The following is a 14,674-nucleotide window of genomic DNA, read 5'->3' as shown; positions in this document are numbered from 1 at the left end:
TCTTTTACTGCTTGTCAAAGGCGACGATCGCAACAGCCACTTTATTATCATTGGCATCGGCGCGGAAATGGATCGAACCTTCGGGTGTGCTGTTGAACCTCACCGATCGGATCTGAAGGGATTGAAGGGCCTCGTTCACCTTTCCTGAAAAATCAGACCTCGTACTGGCGCTGATCGCCTGGTTGACATTATTATAATCAAGTTCCGTTGTACTCACTACAATCGCAATTTGGTCACGTGTACCGATCGAGTCCGCTTCAAAGGATTGTGCCCGGGGAAAAAGCCGATATCCCGTGATCCCGCAATAGGGGGAATGTTTGGAAAGTGTTTCGTTGGGTTTAATATAGGGAAAAAGCACAAAGCTGGTACCGTTCACTTCCTGGCCAAAAATATAGATGTAACATTCAGTCTGGTTCTCAATCTCCATTTTGAACCGGGTCCCAACGCGGATGGGACGAATGGTCTGAAAATAATTTGTCCCACTGTTTTGCAGCTCGATATGTTGTTTGTCATCATTCTTAACTAAACCGATAGTGCACTCCAGCGGAATATTGGAAACAGCCGTGCGTTTGGGCAAAGGGTCAATGCCATAGGCTTCGCGAACATAATTTTTGAAATCACCATAACGCACCCAGCCTACTCCGTTCTTTCCCCACTCAGAGCCCCAGGAGTTCATGATCTGGAAGGCACCACCATATTTACTGTCATCATATCCTATCACACACATGGCATGGCCGCCCATTCCGTTTTGCGAAGCATCCATACCCTGTGGCTGCCAAAGTTCCTGTCCAATCATGGGTTGCATAAAACTTTGACCTACCATCATGCCGATGACAACAGGTGCATCTTTGGCCAAATGTTCTTTGATGGCGCGCACACTGATCTGGTTGATATTATCCCCACTTGTCAATCGGGTAAATCCATGGATCTTATTCTCGCGCCCGGCTTGAATATCGGCCGTACCGGGCATGCGTTCGCAATCATTTTCATTATAGGGATACTGGCTAAGGGGTACCCCTCCATTGCGTGACATGGCTTCCATGGCCCTTTGCAAATAGGAACCCTGGCACCCATCCAACCGGATCTGATTGTACAGATAGGATGGGCTGAATCGAATGGAATTGGGATCTGTCCCTGTTGCAGCAGCGGTGAGAATGGTCTGGGCCGCATAGGCAGAACTCCAGGCCACGCAACTTCCCTGCTGCCCCTGGTTGAGACGTTGGGGAGCAAATTTCAACAGCGAAACCGCTTCGGGTAATGCGTTCTTAGGATTGGTTTCATCCAATTCCTCGTATACGGAGGCTTTGTTGAATTCGTCGGGATTGAAACTGTATCCGCTTTGGGAAAAAAGACTGGCGATCTGGGCGACATTACAGCCTCCGGATTTATTCATCAAAAAATAAGCACCGGCTGCGACCACCAGGAGAAGGATAATTCCTTTTCCTTTAAATAACCCTAACAAAAGAGGCAATAGATTAAAGAGTCCCCCACCTCCCCCACCGGGGAAATTGGAACGACCTCCACCACCACTATTATCGTTAAAATCGTTCTGGGGCTGGTTGGGGTCGTCTGTCATTCGGATAGGCATGGCAAATAGATTTTGTTCAAACTAAATGTACGCCTAAATCTTAATTTGTAAAGATTAAATGACCTTGATCTGCTTACGTATTAGGTCCTGAAAATGGTCGCCTTCGCGGATCAGGAAAAACTGTCCGTCTTTGACCAAAACCTCTGGCGGTCTGAACCGTGAATTGTAGTTGGAGGCCATTTCAAATCCATAAGCCCCGGCATTGTACATTACAAGCAGGTCGCCTTCCCGGATGGTAGGGAGGTCACGGTCCGTGGCAAAATTATCTGTCTCACAGATATAACCTGTCACCATATAGGTCTTCTTCTCCCCATCTGGATTGGAGATATTCTCAATGTGATGGTATGCATCATACATCATCGGGCGGATCAGATGGTTAAGCCCGCTGTTAACCGCAGCAAAAAGCTGGTCACCATTATCCTTGACCACATTGACCCGGGTTATAAAATATCCACATTCACTGACCAGGAACTTTCCGGGTTCAAACCATATTTCAAGGGCTTTTTCACCGGGTTTACGGTGTTCGTCAAACGAAGATTTGATTTTTTGCGCCAGCCTGTCCAGGTCCACCGACTTCTCCCCTGGCTTATACGGCACTTTGAATCCTCCGCCCAGATCGATCACTTCGAGTTCAGGGAAGGAGGGGATCAGGTCAAATAAAACTTCAAAACCTTTGACAAAGATTTCTGCATCGGCGATATCGCTTCCGGTATGCAGGTGAAGTGTCCGAATGAAGATATCCTGTTGTTTAACGGCATCAAGTATTTTATCAAGCTGGGAAACAGGAATGCCGAATTTACTCCGGTCATGCCCTGTTGAAATTTTAATATTTCCTCCCGCCATGATATTGGGTCGTACGCGAATACCCACCGGATAACCGATACCATTTTTGCGGCCATATTTCTTGCCAAATTTTTCCAGGTTGGACAGGCTGTCAATATTGATATGTACACCGGCGTCAACGGCTTCCTTGATCTCTGAAAAATCGATCCCGTTGGAAGTGTACAGGATATTGGCAGGTTTTACACCCGCATGCAGAGCAAGTTTTACCTCGTTGATACTGCTGCAATCAATAGAACAGCCAATGGAATCGAGATAGCGGATGATATTGATATTGGTGAGTGCCTTGCACGCAAAAAAGAAGCGGGCATTACAACCCTGAAAAGCGTGATCGAGTTTTTGAAATTGTTCCTTTATTTTTTCGGCATGATAAACATAGACCGGTGTGCCAAAACGTTGGGCGATGGCGTTCAGTTGGTCATGGTTCAGGCTATAAAGCATAGAGTGAATATACGGTAAATAAATGCCATCCCTTTGGAGGATGGCAGACAAATAATAGAATTAAAAAGATCAGGATTCCGTTTCGTCTCCTCCGGGTTCGGTGTTGTTATCTTCCGGACTGCTTAACAATTCGCCGGTTTCATTCACTATCATCGCCGGACTTACCTCTTCAAGGGGTTTTTCCATGATAGATTCCATTTCCTGCGCATCCGCATGACGGATCAGGGTTGGCTCCACCAGTTGTTCGGCAAGTACTTCCTTGATCTTTGGCAGGTCCTCGGCACTATTGATCCCGAAATAATCCATGAAATTTTTGGAAGTGGCGTACACAAGCGGATGACCGGGCATCTTCTCATTCCGGCCAGAGATGATGATCAGTTCTTTTTCCAATAACTTCTGAACTGTATAATCACTGTTCACTCCACGTATCGATTCGATCTCGCCTTTGGTAATAGGTTGCTTGTAGGCAATGATCGCCAGGGTTTCCATGGCGGCACCTGACAATTTTTTCAAAAACTTATCGCCATTCAGTTGGGCTACGGTTTTGTGGAACTCCCTTTTGGTCAGGAATTGCCATCCACCCCCGCTCATTCGCACTTCAAAGGGATAGAATTCGGCATTGTATTTTTCCACGATTCCATCGAGGGCTGATTCTACCTGGTCGAGTGTGACCTTTTCCTCCATAAAGCCAAAGGCGTTATTGAGGAGTTCCGTCAGGTCGAGGGTTGTCAGTGGTTTATCACTGGCGAAAATAAGGGCCTCTATATGGGGTATGAGATGGGTAATTTCCATATTATTCTAATGATTTCAGGTCGCTCACCGGGGTGATCGCCTTATTGTTGCAGGGCGGCAGCGCCACTAACGATCTCGGTAAGTTCGGTGGTGATCGCAGCCTGACGGGCCCGGTTATACGATATTTTCAGCGACCGCAACATTTCATTGGCGTTTTCGCTGGCTTTGTCCATGGCGGTCATACGGGCGCCATGCTCGGATGCATTGGAATCCAGTACGGCTTTGTACAGTTGGGTGTTGAGGATCTTGGGCATGAGTTCCGCGATCAACTGGTCCTTTTGAGGATCAAAGATGAAATCAGCTTTAGGGCCTCCTGCCTTTCCTTCTGTTTTTGGAATGGGGAGGAACTGCTCGGCCACAAAACGCTGGGATGCTGCATTTTTGAATTCGGAATAAACGATCTCGACGCGGTCAAATTCTTTTTCTTCAAAGGCTTTTACTGCCGCCTGTGCACATACCTGAACGGATTCAAAACTGAGGTGGTGAAAAATATCCTTGAACGTATCGTCGGCCTTGTATTTATTCTTTACAAAATGCTCATACCCTTTCTTCCCAATGGCCCAGATCGTAACCTGGCCTTTCTTATGTTGCTCACTGTATTTTTCAGCGATGGTGGATTTGGCCAATTTGATCAGGTTGGCATTGAAGGCACCACAAAGGCCACGGTCACTGGTAATGACGATCATGAGCACTTTTTCCACCGGACGTTCAACGGCCAGGTTTCCACCTGCAGCAGCATCCGACCCACTCACGATATTGCTCAACAGATCCTGCAATTTTCGGGCATAGGGACGCATTTGGATGATGGCATCCTGTGCGCGACGCAGCTTGGCGGCGCTTACCATCTTCATCGCTTTGGTGATCTGCTGGGTACTTTGTACCGATTTGATTCGGTTCCTTACCTCTTTAAGTTGTCCGGCCATGGTGTATCGTTATAATGGGGTTTACCCCTTTTAACTGCCTATTTTTCAGGCCGCAAAACTAAGGTGTTCCGGGCTAAATTCCATAACAAGGGCATGGGACTTATCCCCGAAAAAAAAGTCCCGCGCAATGCGGGACCTTATTCGTTAATTATGAGGCGTTTATTGTCGCATAATGGATACGGCCCGGCGTTCGGTATCGCTCAGCAGAAGCACGGTATAAAGCCCTTGGGGCAGTTCGGCCATTTCCAGGCTATTCAGCCCAATATTCAACCGGGTCTGTTTGAGCATCCTTCCACTGGCATCAAAGATCTGCACAGTTATTTTCTTCATTAACCCTGTGCCCGGGTCGGCCTGGAGGTACAGTTTATTGGTCACCGGGTTGGGATAAATATTGACCTTATATCCTGCAATGTTGAATTCATTGACCGCCGTGCTCAGGAAATTAAACCCGTCAGAGGTCTTCTGACAACCATTGGCCGCGGTTCCCCTCATTTTATAGGTTCCCGGCGCAACGATGGTATGGGTGGCCCCGGTTGCTCCGGGTATGGCCACATCATTCAGCAACCACTGATAATTTGAATAAGTTGTTTGTACACTTAAAATGGTTCCATTAGCCGAAATGACGGGTTGGGTAGCCGCCGGTTTGGTAAGAACCAAAATTTCAGGAGAGAATCCGGAATTACAGGTTCCTTCCTGCGCCCGAACCTTATAGTTACCCAACACTTTTGCATAATACTGGTTACCTGTAACCCCCGATACAGCGACATCATTGACAAACCATTGGTTGACCCCATTCCAAGAGGATTGAAGCAAGAGGCTATCGCCTTCACAGATCGTTTGCCCTGATGTTTGGTTAATGGTGGGTGTGGCAGGGTTTGGTATCGCCGTGAGTGTTACGGTATCACTGGGATCGGAGATACAACCTGTGGAGGCAAACGTATAACGCACATAATATTCGCCTGACTGTCCCGCTATGTACGTTTGCCCATTGGCCCCGGCAATGGAAACCCCGTTCCTGTACCATTGGTTGCCATTCACATTATTTGCTTCCAGCACATAGCCTGTTGCCTGGCAAAATGATGCTGTTTGAGGGCCAAAGATCACAGCAGGGGGCGGTGCCGGATTGGCGGTTACATTCAATGTATCGGAATAATTAAAACACCCGTTGGTTGGATGCGTCACCCGGAGATAATACTGACCCGATACCGTTGCAATATAGGAATCACCCGTAGCGCCTGAAATGGCGGTGGTGCCCCTGAACCATTGATTGGATGCGTTGGGCAGATTGGAAGCCAGGGTTACCGAACCACCCGGACAAAAGGTCGGACTTCCCGTTACCTGTAATGCGGGTTTAGCCGGCGCAGGTAACTGACTAATGACTATTGCATTGGTAGGTTCAGTATAACATCCGCTCACAAGTGTGCGAACCGTATAGGAACCCGACTCAGAAGCCAGATAAGAATCTGATGTAGCACCCTGGATCGGTACATCATCCTTGAACCACTGAATACCCGAGGTGTTGACACTTAAATTCAGTTGAACAGGTTGGTTGCCACAAATAGTGGTGCTACTCTGCGCCGAAATAGTGAAGGTATTCGGGTATGACGGACAGGTGGTAAATATATTGGTGTTACAGATACCCGGTTCTGTAAGGTTTTCCGGGGTAACTGACCAGGAATAAGAAGTAAAGGCTGCTGGTGTAAAAGTGTATGTAGTATCCGTGATAACTGTTTCTATCCCTCCCGGGTTTAACCGTAAGCGATAACTCGTGGCTCCAGCAGCTGATCTCCAGCGTAAAGTCAGCGGATACCCTTGCGGATTATTGATGCTATTGTGAGCGGGAGAAAGTAATACCGGACAGCTAACGATACCTGTATTGATGGGCAACTGGTTGAGGTAAATGGTCATGGAATAAGAGGGCGCTTGTGAACTTCCACAAACAATATCCAACAATCCATCTCTGTTCAGGTCGGCCATCAGGGCACTGGCTGCCCCGGTTCCTGCAGCATAAGAAACATAATCCTGAAAACTGATTACAGCACCTGTGCTGGTATTCCGCAGAACAGAAACAAAATTGCTGCTCGAGGATGTACCAACGGCCACATCAGGTTTGCCATCCGCATCCAGGTCGCCAATATCCAACAACCGAGGGCTAAAGTAGGTGGCAAAACTATTTCCACTGCCAAAGGACAAGTTGGTAGAGCTGGTGTTTTGAAAAACGGTAATGGTATTCGGCCCCAGGTTACTTACGATGATCTCCTTCAACCCATCATTGTTCATGTCTGCAATTTCCACACCCCATGGATAATCACCGGTGGCAAGACCTACCTGGTTACCAAGTGCAATGGTTCCTGGCGTACTGTTATTTCGATAGGCCAGTACATTATCCACATCTTTCCCTGCCACCGCTACATCCGGTTTTCCGTCATTGTTCAGGTCGCCAATGCTAACGCCCTCCGGAGAAGCGCCCGTGGCATAATCCACTTTGGCCTCAAAGCTAACAGTCCCTATTGTAGAGGTGTTCCGAAGCACAGAGATCGTGTTACTTCCCTCATTGGATGTAATAACATCCACCTTACCATCTCCATCGATGTCTCCTGAGGCTACTGCACGGGGCGTACTTCCCGAAACAAAAGTAACAGGAGCCGCAAAAGAAACTGAACCCGGCGTACTCGTATTCAGCATAACATGAAACACATTAAAGGTCGGACTGGTAATCACCAGATCCAGCTTGCTGTCTCCATCGATATCCGCACACTCAACGGCCATGGGGTTTTGGATGGTTCCCCCCACAGAAACAGACTGAAAGGAAAGCGCACCCACCGTGGTGTTGCGCATGACCGTAATATCGTTTAGAAAAAATATGGTATAGATCAGGTCGATCTTGCCATCTCCATCAATATCGCCATCTGTTACCGCCGAGTTCCCACCAAACGACTGCCCACTGCTAAAGGAAGTGGACGTGAAGGTTTGGCCTCCACCCGGATAGATAACATGAAAAGGTGTTTGAGATTCCGCAACATATCCTCCTTTTACCAGTGATATTTTTTCATACGTGGCGCCAAAGGGAACCTTAACGGTCAGGCTGCCAGCAGAAGCAGCAAGTACCGTACCCTTAACCGCCCCAAAATAAACCACATTGTCACCCGGGGTGGTGCTAAAGTTAGACCCACTGATGGTTACATTAGTGCCAATGGGACCGGAGGTTGGGGAAAAGGAAGAAATAACAGGTGCTTGAGAAAAGACCTGTTGAGACATGAACAGGCCAAGGACTGCAGTAAGAACGCGCTTCATGAAAGAGGTTTTTGGTTTGCCTACTTAAACCTCCGTCGTCTTGACATCTTCTAGTTTTGGGCACAGAAAGCAAGTACAAAAAAGGATAAGATCGGTCGTATTGCGGTCAAAAATAATATTACCTACCGAATTATCAATCTTTCAGCTCAATTTCCCGCCGCAGGCTATATGTTTTTCGAAGCAGACCGCCTTCCCGGGAAGTTTCATTCAATACTTTTTCCGATTCCCAGGTAAATAAAAGATGTACAGGTCCGGGTGCCAGATCGGATAATCGGGCACTTGAAAGCATGATCTTTCCCTGACGTATAGTGTCCACCTGGTTGATGTCATTACTGGAGTATAAGGTATCCGACATCCAGACCTGAACGGGCTGACCATCTTCCAACCCTTTAAAAGAAAAAACCAGGTCTGACCGGGAAATGGTGTCGGAAATATCGGGGTCAAGTGAAAAAGGCCTGAACTCAAATTCCTCTTTAAATTCTTTTCCGTTCAGGTCTATAAACCGAATGGTATGTTTTCCGGCAAACTGTGCCAGGGGCTGAACAAATTCGTAATAGGCGCCTTCAAATTTGGTACTGTCTACGGGAAGTTCCTTTCCATCCACGAATACCTTACTGGGTTCATTTAAAACCAGGGTGGTACCATCCGGTCCACCCATCCGGTATTGTAATTTAACAACAGCATCCTCCTTCCCTTCCTCCGACCATATTTTATAGTCAAAGAAAACGGCATCGGGGTTTACGTCCTTACTGTTGCCAATTTCGCTGCTGGTACAAGAGGCCCCTGCAAGAAGGAGGAGGGCCAGGAAAGGGATGATGGTAGCGCGCATAAGTTATTATTTCCTATGAATACCCGGAATGAGGGTAAAGTACGTTAAAAAAACATGAAAATTAATGGGTTGTGGAGTGTTTCCTGCCTCCCCGAAACCCTGACCAATTTCCTATCTTTGCTTTCCTCTGTCAAAATGGCCTGATTCAAAATATAGCACCCTTTTTGACCGGGTAAAATTCTTAAAAATCAAATTTTTAGCAAATACCCAATAACCCGTAATTATGATCGGTTTCATTTCAAAGCTATTTGGAGGGAGTAAATCGGAGAAGGACGTTAAGAGCCTATGGCCCCAGGTAACCCGGATCAACGAATATTTTAATTCCTACCAAAGCCTTAGCCACGATCAACTGCGTGCCAAAACAAACGAATTCCGTGAACGAATTGCCGCCCACCTGGCACCGATCGATGCAGAGATCGCAGAAAAGAATGCCAAAGCGGAAAGCCTGGCCTTCAATGACCTGATGGGAAAGGATGCGATCTATCAGGAAGTGGATAAACTGAAAAAGAAAAGAGATGAAGAGACAGAGGCCATCCTGGAAGCCATTCTTCCGGAAGCCTTTGCCGTTGTTAAAGAAACCGCTCGCCGGTTCAAGGAAAATACTACGCTAACCTCGACCGCCACCCAACTCGATCGTGACCTGAGTGTAAAAAGAGATTATGTAAAGATCGAAGGCGACAAAGCCATTCACAGCAATAGCTGGAGTGCGGCCGGAAGCCTGATCACCTGGAACATGGTACATTATGATGTGCAGTTGATCGGTGGTATGGTACTGCATCAGGGAAAGATCGCCGAAATGGCGACCGGGGAAGGTAAAACCCTGGTATCCACCCTGCCCGCTTACCTGAATGCCCTGGCAGGACAAGGGGTACATATTGTAACCGTGAACGACTACCTGGCCCGTCGTGACCAGGAATGGAACGGCCCCATCTTTGAATGGCTGGGAGTCACCGTAGATTGTATTGACAAACACCAACCAAATACCGAAGATCGCCGAAAAGCGTATCAGGCCGATATCACTTACGGGACCAATAACGAATTTGGCTTTGACTATCTCCGCGACAACATGGTACACAATGCCGATGAGATGGTACAACGCAAACACCATTATGCCATGGTGGATGAAACCGACTCTGTATTGATCGATGATGCCCGTACTCCCCTGATCATCTCTGGTCCGGTACCCCGTGGTGATGACCAGCAATACCATATCCTTAAGCCTCGTGTACAACAATTGGTAGAGGCACAGGAAAAGATTGCCCGGAATTGCCTGAATGAAGCCAAGAAGCGAATGGCCGAAGGAGATGATGACCCCAAAGGCGGAGGCATGCAGCTTTACCGCGCGCACAGAGGCTTACCTAAATACGGCCCCCTGATCAAGTTCCTGAGTGAACCCGGTATCAAGGTAAAAATGCAGAAGACCGAGAACTATTATCTCGCCGATCAGCAGAAGGAGATGAAACGGATCGACGAGGAACTGTTGTTTTATATCGATGAGAAAAATAATTCGGTGGACCTCACCGATAAGGGAATCCAGATGCTTACCCGTGCCGGGGAAGATCCTGATTTCTTTGTGATGCCCGATATCGGTATGCGCCTCGCAGAAATTGAAAAGACCGAGGCCACACCGGATGAAAAACTCCAGTTAAAAGAATCAGCCCTCAATGAATTCCGGCTCAAAGCCGATCGTATCCATACCGTGCAGCAATTGCTCAAGGCTTACACGCTCTTTGGAAAAGATGTGGAATACGTTGTGATCGAAGGACAGGTTAAGATCGTGGATGAACAAACCGGTCGTATCATGGAAGGCCGCCGCTACAGCGACGGACTTCACCAGGCCATTGAAGCCAAAGAGAACGTGAAGATCGAAGCCGCTACGCAGACCTATGCCACGGTTACCCTCCAGAATTATTTCCGGATGTACCATAAACTGGCCGGTATGACCGGTACAGCCGAAACAGAAGCCGGTGAATTCTGGACCATTTACAAACTCGATGTGGTAACCATCCCCACCAACCTGCCCATGGTACGTAAAGATGAGCAGGACATGGTATTTAAAACCAAACGGGAAAAATACAAAGCAGCCATTGATGAGATCGAGCGGCTCCGTAATGAAGGCCGCCCGGTGCTGGTGGGCACCACCTCCGTGGAGATCAGTGAACTGTTGAGCAAAATGCTCCATGTAAAAAAGATCCCACACAATGTACTCAACGCCAAACAACATAGTCGCGAAGCACAGGTTGTTGCCGAAGCCGGATTGGCCGGTGCCGTTACCATCGCCACTAACATGGCGGGTCGGGGTACCGATATCAAACTGGGGCCTGGTGTAAAAGAAGCAGGTGGATTGGCCATCATTGGTACCGAGCGCCATGAAAGCCGGCGGGTTGACCGCCAGTTGCGTGGTCGTGCCGGTCGTCAGGGTGATCCCGGGTCTTCCCTGTTCTATGTGGCCCTGGATGATGACCTGATGCGGATGTTTGGTAGTGAACGTATCGCTTCGATCATGGACCGGCTTGGGTACAAAGAAGGCGAAGTGATCCAACACAGCATGATCACCAAGAGCATTGAAAGAGCACAGAAAAAAGTGGAGGAAAATAACTTTGGTATCCGTAAACGCCTGCTCGAGTACGATGACGTCATGAACAAGCAGCGGAATGTGATCTATGGCAAAAGACAACACGCACTCTTTGGCGAACGTCTCGCGCTGGATATCGACAATGCCTTCTCGATCGTAGCAGAAGGGTTGGTCAATGCCTACAAAGAGCAGGAAGATTATGATGGGTTCAAACTGGATTGTATCGTCAATTTCGGTATTGATACCGCCATTGAAAAAGAAGAATTCCTGCGTGGAAATGCCGGTGAACTCACCGACAAATTGTACCTGGAAGCGACTTCTCATTATCAACGCAAGAAAGATGAACTCAAGACCCAGGCGATGCCGGTCTTTAAAAATATCCGGGTAACACAGGGTCGCCATATCGAAAATGTGGTCGTTCCTTTTACCGATGGCACCAAAGGCATCAACGCCCTTACCAACCTGCAGAAAATGCTCGACAGTCAGGGAGAAGAACTCTGCAACGCGCTGGAAAGAACCATCACACTGGCCACGATCGATGATTCATGGAAGGAACATCTCCGTGCCATGGATGACCTGAAACAAAGTGTACAAACCGCCTACCTGGAGCAAAAAGATCCTCTGGTGATCTACAAGGTGGAAGCGTTCAACCTGTTCAAGATCATGGATGCGGAAGTGAACCGTAATATCGTTTCCTTCCTCTGTCATGCCGGTCTGCCTGTACAGGAAGAAACAGCCCAGTTAAAAGAAGGCCGTCAGGAAAAAACGGACATGAGCCGGATGCGGGCCAATAAAGCCGAAGTGGAAGCAGCGGGTGAAGATTATGGCGCCAATGAAAAAGATTATTATGATCCATCTACCGGTGGGGCCGCTGTAAAACACGAACCCGTCAAGGTTGGTCCCAAGATCGGGCGAAATGATCCCTGCCCCTGTGGTAGCGGAAAGAAATACAAGCATTGTCATGGGAAAGAGGCTTAGGCTTTAATTTCCTACCCCCAATGAACTTCGTATAAACACAGAATAAAGTCGTGGAAAAAGTTTCTCTTTAGAGAAACTTTTTTTCTTTAATTTGGCGGTGAAAAAAGTTTGCTTTTTCGAAAAAGACAAGTTGATCATTGTCCTTCATGGATTTCAGAAAAAAACTCAAAAAACACCTTGGAAGGAAATAAAGAAAGCAATCAGATTAAAAAAACAATATGAAATCGAAAAGGATGCAAACCTTCACTCTTGAGGATCTGAAAAACAAGCATATTGGGAAAAAAGGTACCCCAAAACGAGATGCATATGAGACTGAATATGAGACTTTTCGTATGGGTGCTCTGCTACAAATGGCCAGAAAGAAGAAGGGCCTTACTCAGGAAGAATTGGCTGAAAAAGTAGGAACAACAAAATCTTATATCTCAAAAATTGAGAATAATATCAAAGAGGTAAGGATGTCAACATTACAGAAAATTGTAGAAATTGGACTCGAAGGGAGGATCAAATTGTCCATTTTGGTATAATTCGCCATTGAAGGATTGTTCGCGGCTCTTTCCGTAACTTCCCTAAAACAAAATACTATGCACCTCGGCGCCTTCTCCATCAGCCTCAGCGTGAAAGACATTCATGCTTCCAAGGCCTTTTATGAAAATCTCGGGTTTACCTTTAAGGGTGGGAATATCGAACAAAACTGGATCGTGTTAAAAAATGGCAATGCAGTTGTCGGACTGTTCCAGGGAATGTTTGAAGGAAACCTTATGACCTTTAATCCGGGTTGGGACCAGAACGCCCAAAAACTCGATGAGTTTGAAGATGTACGGGTCATCCAATCGCAGTTGAAAGCCTCCGGTATTGCCCTCGATGCCGAAGCCGATGCTACTACCACCGGCCCCGCTCATATTTTCCTGAAAGACCCGGATGGAAATGTGATCCTGATCGATCAACATGTATAAAAACGTGAGGCGTGAGAGATGAATCGTGAGACGTGAATCGTGAGACGTGAATCGTGAGTTTTACTCACGTCTCACGCCTCACGTCTCACGTCTCTCCCCTCACGCCTCACGCCTCACGTCTCACGTCTCACGTCTCTCCCCTCACTTCACCCCATACTTATACTTATATCGCTCAAACAATTGTTTCTGCTTGTCATCCAGGCTGACCTTACGACCCTGGATAAAAGCATCGGTAATGAGCTGGCTACGCATATCAAGGATATCGCCTTCGCATACCACAATGTTTGCATCCTTTCCTTTTTCAATTGACCCGGTGCGGTCATCGATACCAAGGATCTTCGCTACATTCAACGTAATGGCGGACAAGGCTTCTTCTTTGCTTAACCCGTAAGCAGCGGCCGTACCTGCATTAAAGGCCAGGTTGCGGCCACGAAACTGCCCATCCTCATCATTGATCGCAAAGAGTACCCCGGCTTTTTGCAACAACGCGGGTGTCTTATAAGGTTGGTCCACATCATCATCGATCAAAGTAGGCAGACTATGCATCTGGTTCAGGATGACAGGTACATTGTTGGCCTTTAACAGCTCAGCGATCTGCCAGCTATCACTCCCACCCACGATCACGATCTGGAACCCAAACTCCTTGGCAAAATCCAGGGCGATCAACATTTGTTTCACGATATCACAATGCACAAAGAGTTTTTGCTTCTTTTCAAACAACCCTTTTACAGCTTCATATTTCAGATTCACCTCGGCATGTTTTGATTCTGCCAGGTAAGCCTTGGCCTCCCGAAAGAAAGCTTTCACCGATTCAATTTGATCCAGGGCCCTTTGCACCGGGTCACCTGCCGGTTGTTGTCCAAATCCGCCAAAACCACCCCGGCCACCACGACGCGCCAACAAGGAAGGCATTTGAAAATGAATCCCATTATCCATTACATAGGCCGCATCTTCCCAGTTCCAGGCATCCAGTTGCACCACAGAGGATGACCCTGTGATCAGGCTGCCACCCGGTACAACGTTGGATAACAATATGCCGTTATTCCGAAGAGTATTGGTCACCTTCGAATCGGTATTATACGCTACGATGGAGCGGATATTCGGGTTCATTTCCCCAATTTCATTCACATCACTGGTGGCACGAATGCTGCTCACCTCGACTAAACCCAGCGAAGAACTGGCCTGGATCAGCCCGGGATAGACATGCTTCCCTTTTACATCATACACGGTTACATCACCGGACGGGACAGCGATATTCGTCCCTACTTCCTGAATCTTTCCATCCATAACCTTGATCGTACCATCATTGATCACCGTGCCATTACCTACATGGATGGTAGCATGGGTAATAAACAGCAGGCCCTTCTGCGCCGGCGCAGGATATACATTCTCCTGGGCCTGTATGCCACTCAGCAGGCCGATCGAAAGAAATATTAAGAGTAACTTTTTCATTGTTTCAAT

At 47.6% G+C, this 14,674-nt stretch carries 11 protein-coding genes; 4 read left to right on the top strand and 7 right to left on the bottom strand.

Annotation, left to right across the window (positions count from 1 at the left end; genetic code table 11):
* Nucleotides 1-4: 4 nt before the first annotated feature.
* The 6 genes from J0M30_14985 to J0M30_14960 all read right to left on the bottom strand — a co-directional run bounded on the left by J0M30_14985 (nt 5) and on the right by J0M30_14960 (nt 8,707).
* The gene (locus tag J0M30_14985; protein MBN8668801.1) at nt 5-1,576 is read right to left on the bottom strand and encodes a peptidase C1A papain; all 1,572 of its coding nucleotides are present in this window, start codon (nt 1,574-1,576) and stop codon (nt 5-7) included.
* Nucleotides 1,577-1,642: 66 nt separating this feature from the next.
* Nucleotides 1,643-2,869 carry a diaminopimelate decarboxylase gene (gene lysA, locus J0M30_14980; GenBank protein ID MBN8668800.1) on the bottom strand — a complete coding sequence of 409 codons (1,227 nt, stop codon included), beginning with the start codon at nt 2,867-2,869 and terminating at the stop codon, nt 1,643-1,645.
* A gap of 69 nt (nt 2,870-2,938) precedes the next feature.
* The gene (scpB, locus tag J0M30_14975; protein ID MBN8668799.1) at nt 2,939-3,661 is read right to left on the bottom strand and encodes an SMC-Scp complex subunit ScpB; all 723 of its coding nucleotides are present in this window, start codon (nt 3,659-3,661) and stop codon (nt 2,939-2,941) included.
* 41 nt (nt 3,662-3,702) lie between these two features.
* Nucleotides 3,703-4,584: an ATP synthase F1 subunit gamma gene (gene atpG, locus J0M30_14970; protein ID MBN8668798.1), complete on the bottom strand. Its 882-nt coding sequence runs from the start codon at nt 4,582-4,584 to the stop codon at nt 3,703-3,705.
* A 159-nt stretch (nt 4,585-4,743) separates the two neighbouring features.
* Nucleotides 4,744-7,878 (bottom strand): VCBS repeat-containing protein, encoded by a 3,135-nt coding sequence (locus J0M30_14965; protein MBN8668797.1) that lies wholly within the window; start codon nt 7,876-7,878, stop codon nt 4,744-4,746.
* Nucleotides 7,879-8,011: 133 nt separating this feature from the next.
* Entirely contained in the window at nt 8,012-8,707 is a 696-nt protein-coding gene (locus tag J0M30_14960) for a hypothetical protein (GenBank protein MBN8668796.1), read from the bottom strand.
* A gap of 223 nt (nt 8,708-8,930) precedes the next feature.
* Between J0M30_14960 and secA the strand changes: the two genes are divergently transcribed.
* The 4 genes from secA (at nt 8,931) to J0M30_14940 (ending at nt 13,213) form a co-directional block, all read left to right on the top strand.
* Nucleotides 8,931-12,260, top strand: coding sequence for a preprotein translocase subunit SecA (gene secA, locus J0M30_14955; GenBank protein ID MBN8668795.1), 3,330 nt, complete (start codon nt 8,931-8,933; stop codon nt 12,258-12,260).
* A 91-nt stretch (nt 12,261-12,351) separates the two neighbouring features.
* Nucleotides 12,352-12,513 carry a type II toxin-antitoxin system RelE/ParE family toxin gene (locus tag J0M30_14950; GenBank protein MBN8668794.1) on the top strand — a complete coding sequence of 54 codons (162 nt, stop codon included), beginning with the start codon at nt 12,352-12,354 and terminating at the stop codon, nt 12,511-12,513.
* Nucleotides 12,494-12,784, top strand: coding sequence for a helix-turn-helix transcriptional regulator (locus J0M30_14945; protein MBN8668793.1), 291 nt, complete (start codon nt 12,494-12,496; stop codon nt 12,782-12,784). The genes J0M30_14950 and J0M30_14945 overlap by 20 nt, the downstream gene beginning before the upstream one ends.
* Nucleotides 12,785-12,841: 57 nt before the next feature.
* Entirely contained in the window at nt 12,842-13,213 is a 372-nt protein-coding gene (locus J0M30_14940) for a hypothetical protein (GenBank protein ID MBN8668792.1), read from the top strand.
* 141 nt (nt 13,214-13,354) lie between these two features.
* On the opposite strand, the gene J0M30_14935 is transcribed toward J0M30_14940, so the two are convergent.
* Nucleotides 13,355-14,665, bottom strand: coding sequence for an amidohydrolase family protein (locus J0M30_14935; protein ID MBN8668791.1), 1,311 nt, complete (start codon nt 14,663-14,665; stop codon nt 13,355-13,357).
* Nucleotides 14,666-14,674 lie beyond the last annotated feature (9 nt).

The sequence above is a fragment of the Chitinophagales bacterium genome (assembly GCA_017303415.1).
Taxonomy (GTDB): domain Bacteria; phylum Bacteroidota; class Bacteroidia; order Chitinophagales; family Chitinophagaceae; genus SpSt-398.
This window is presented reverse-complemented; position numbering and strand designations above follow the sequence as displayed.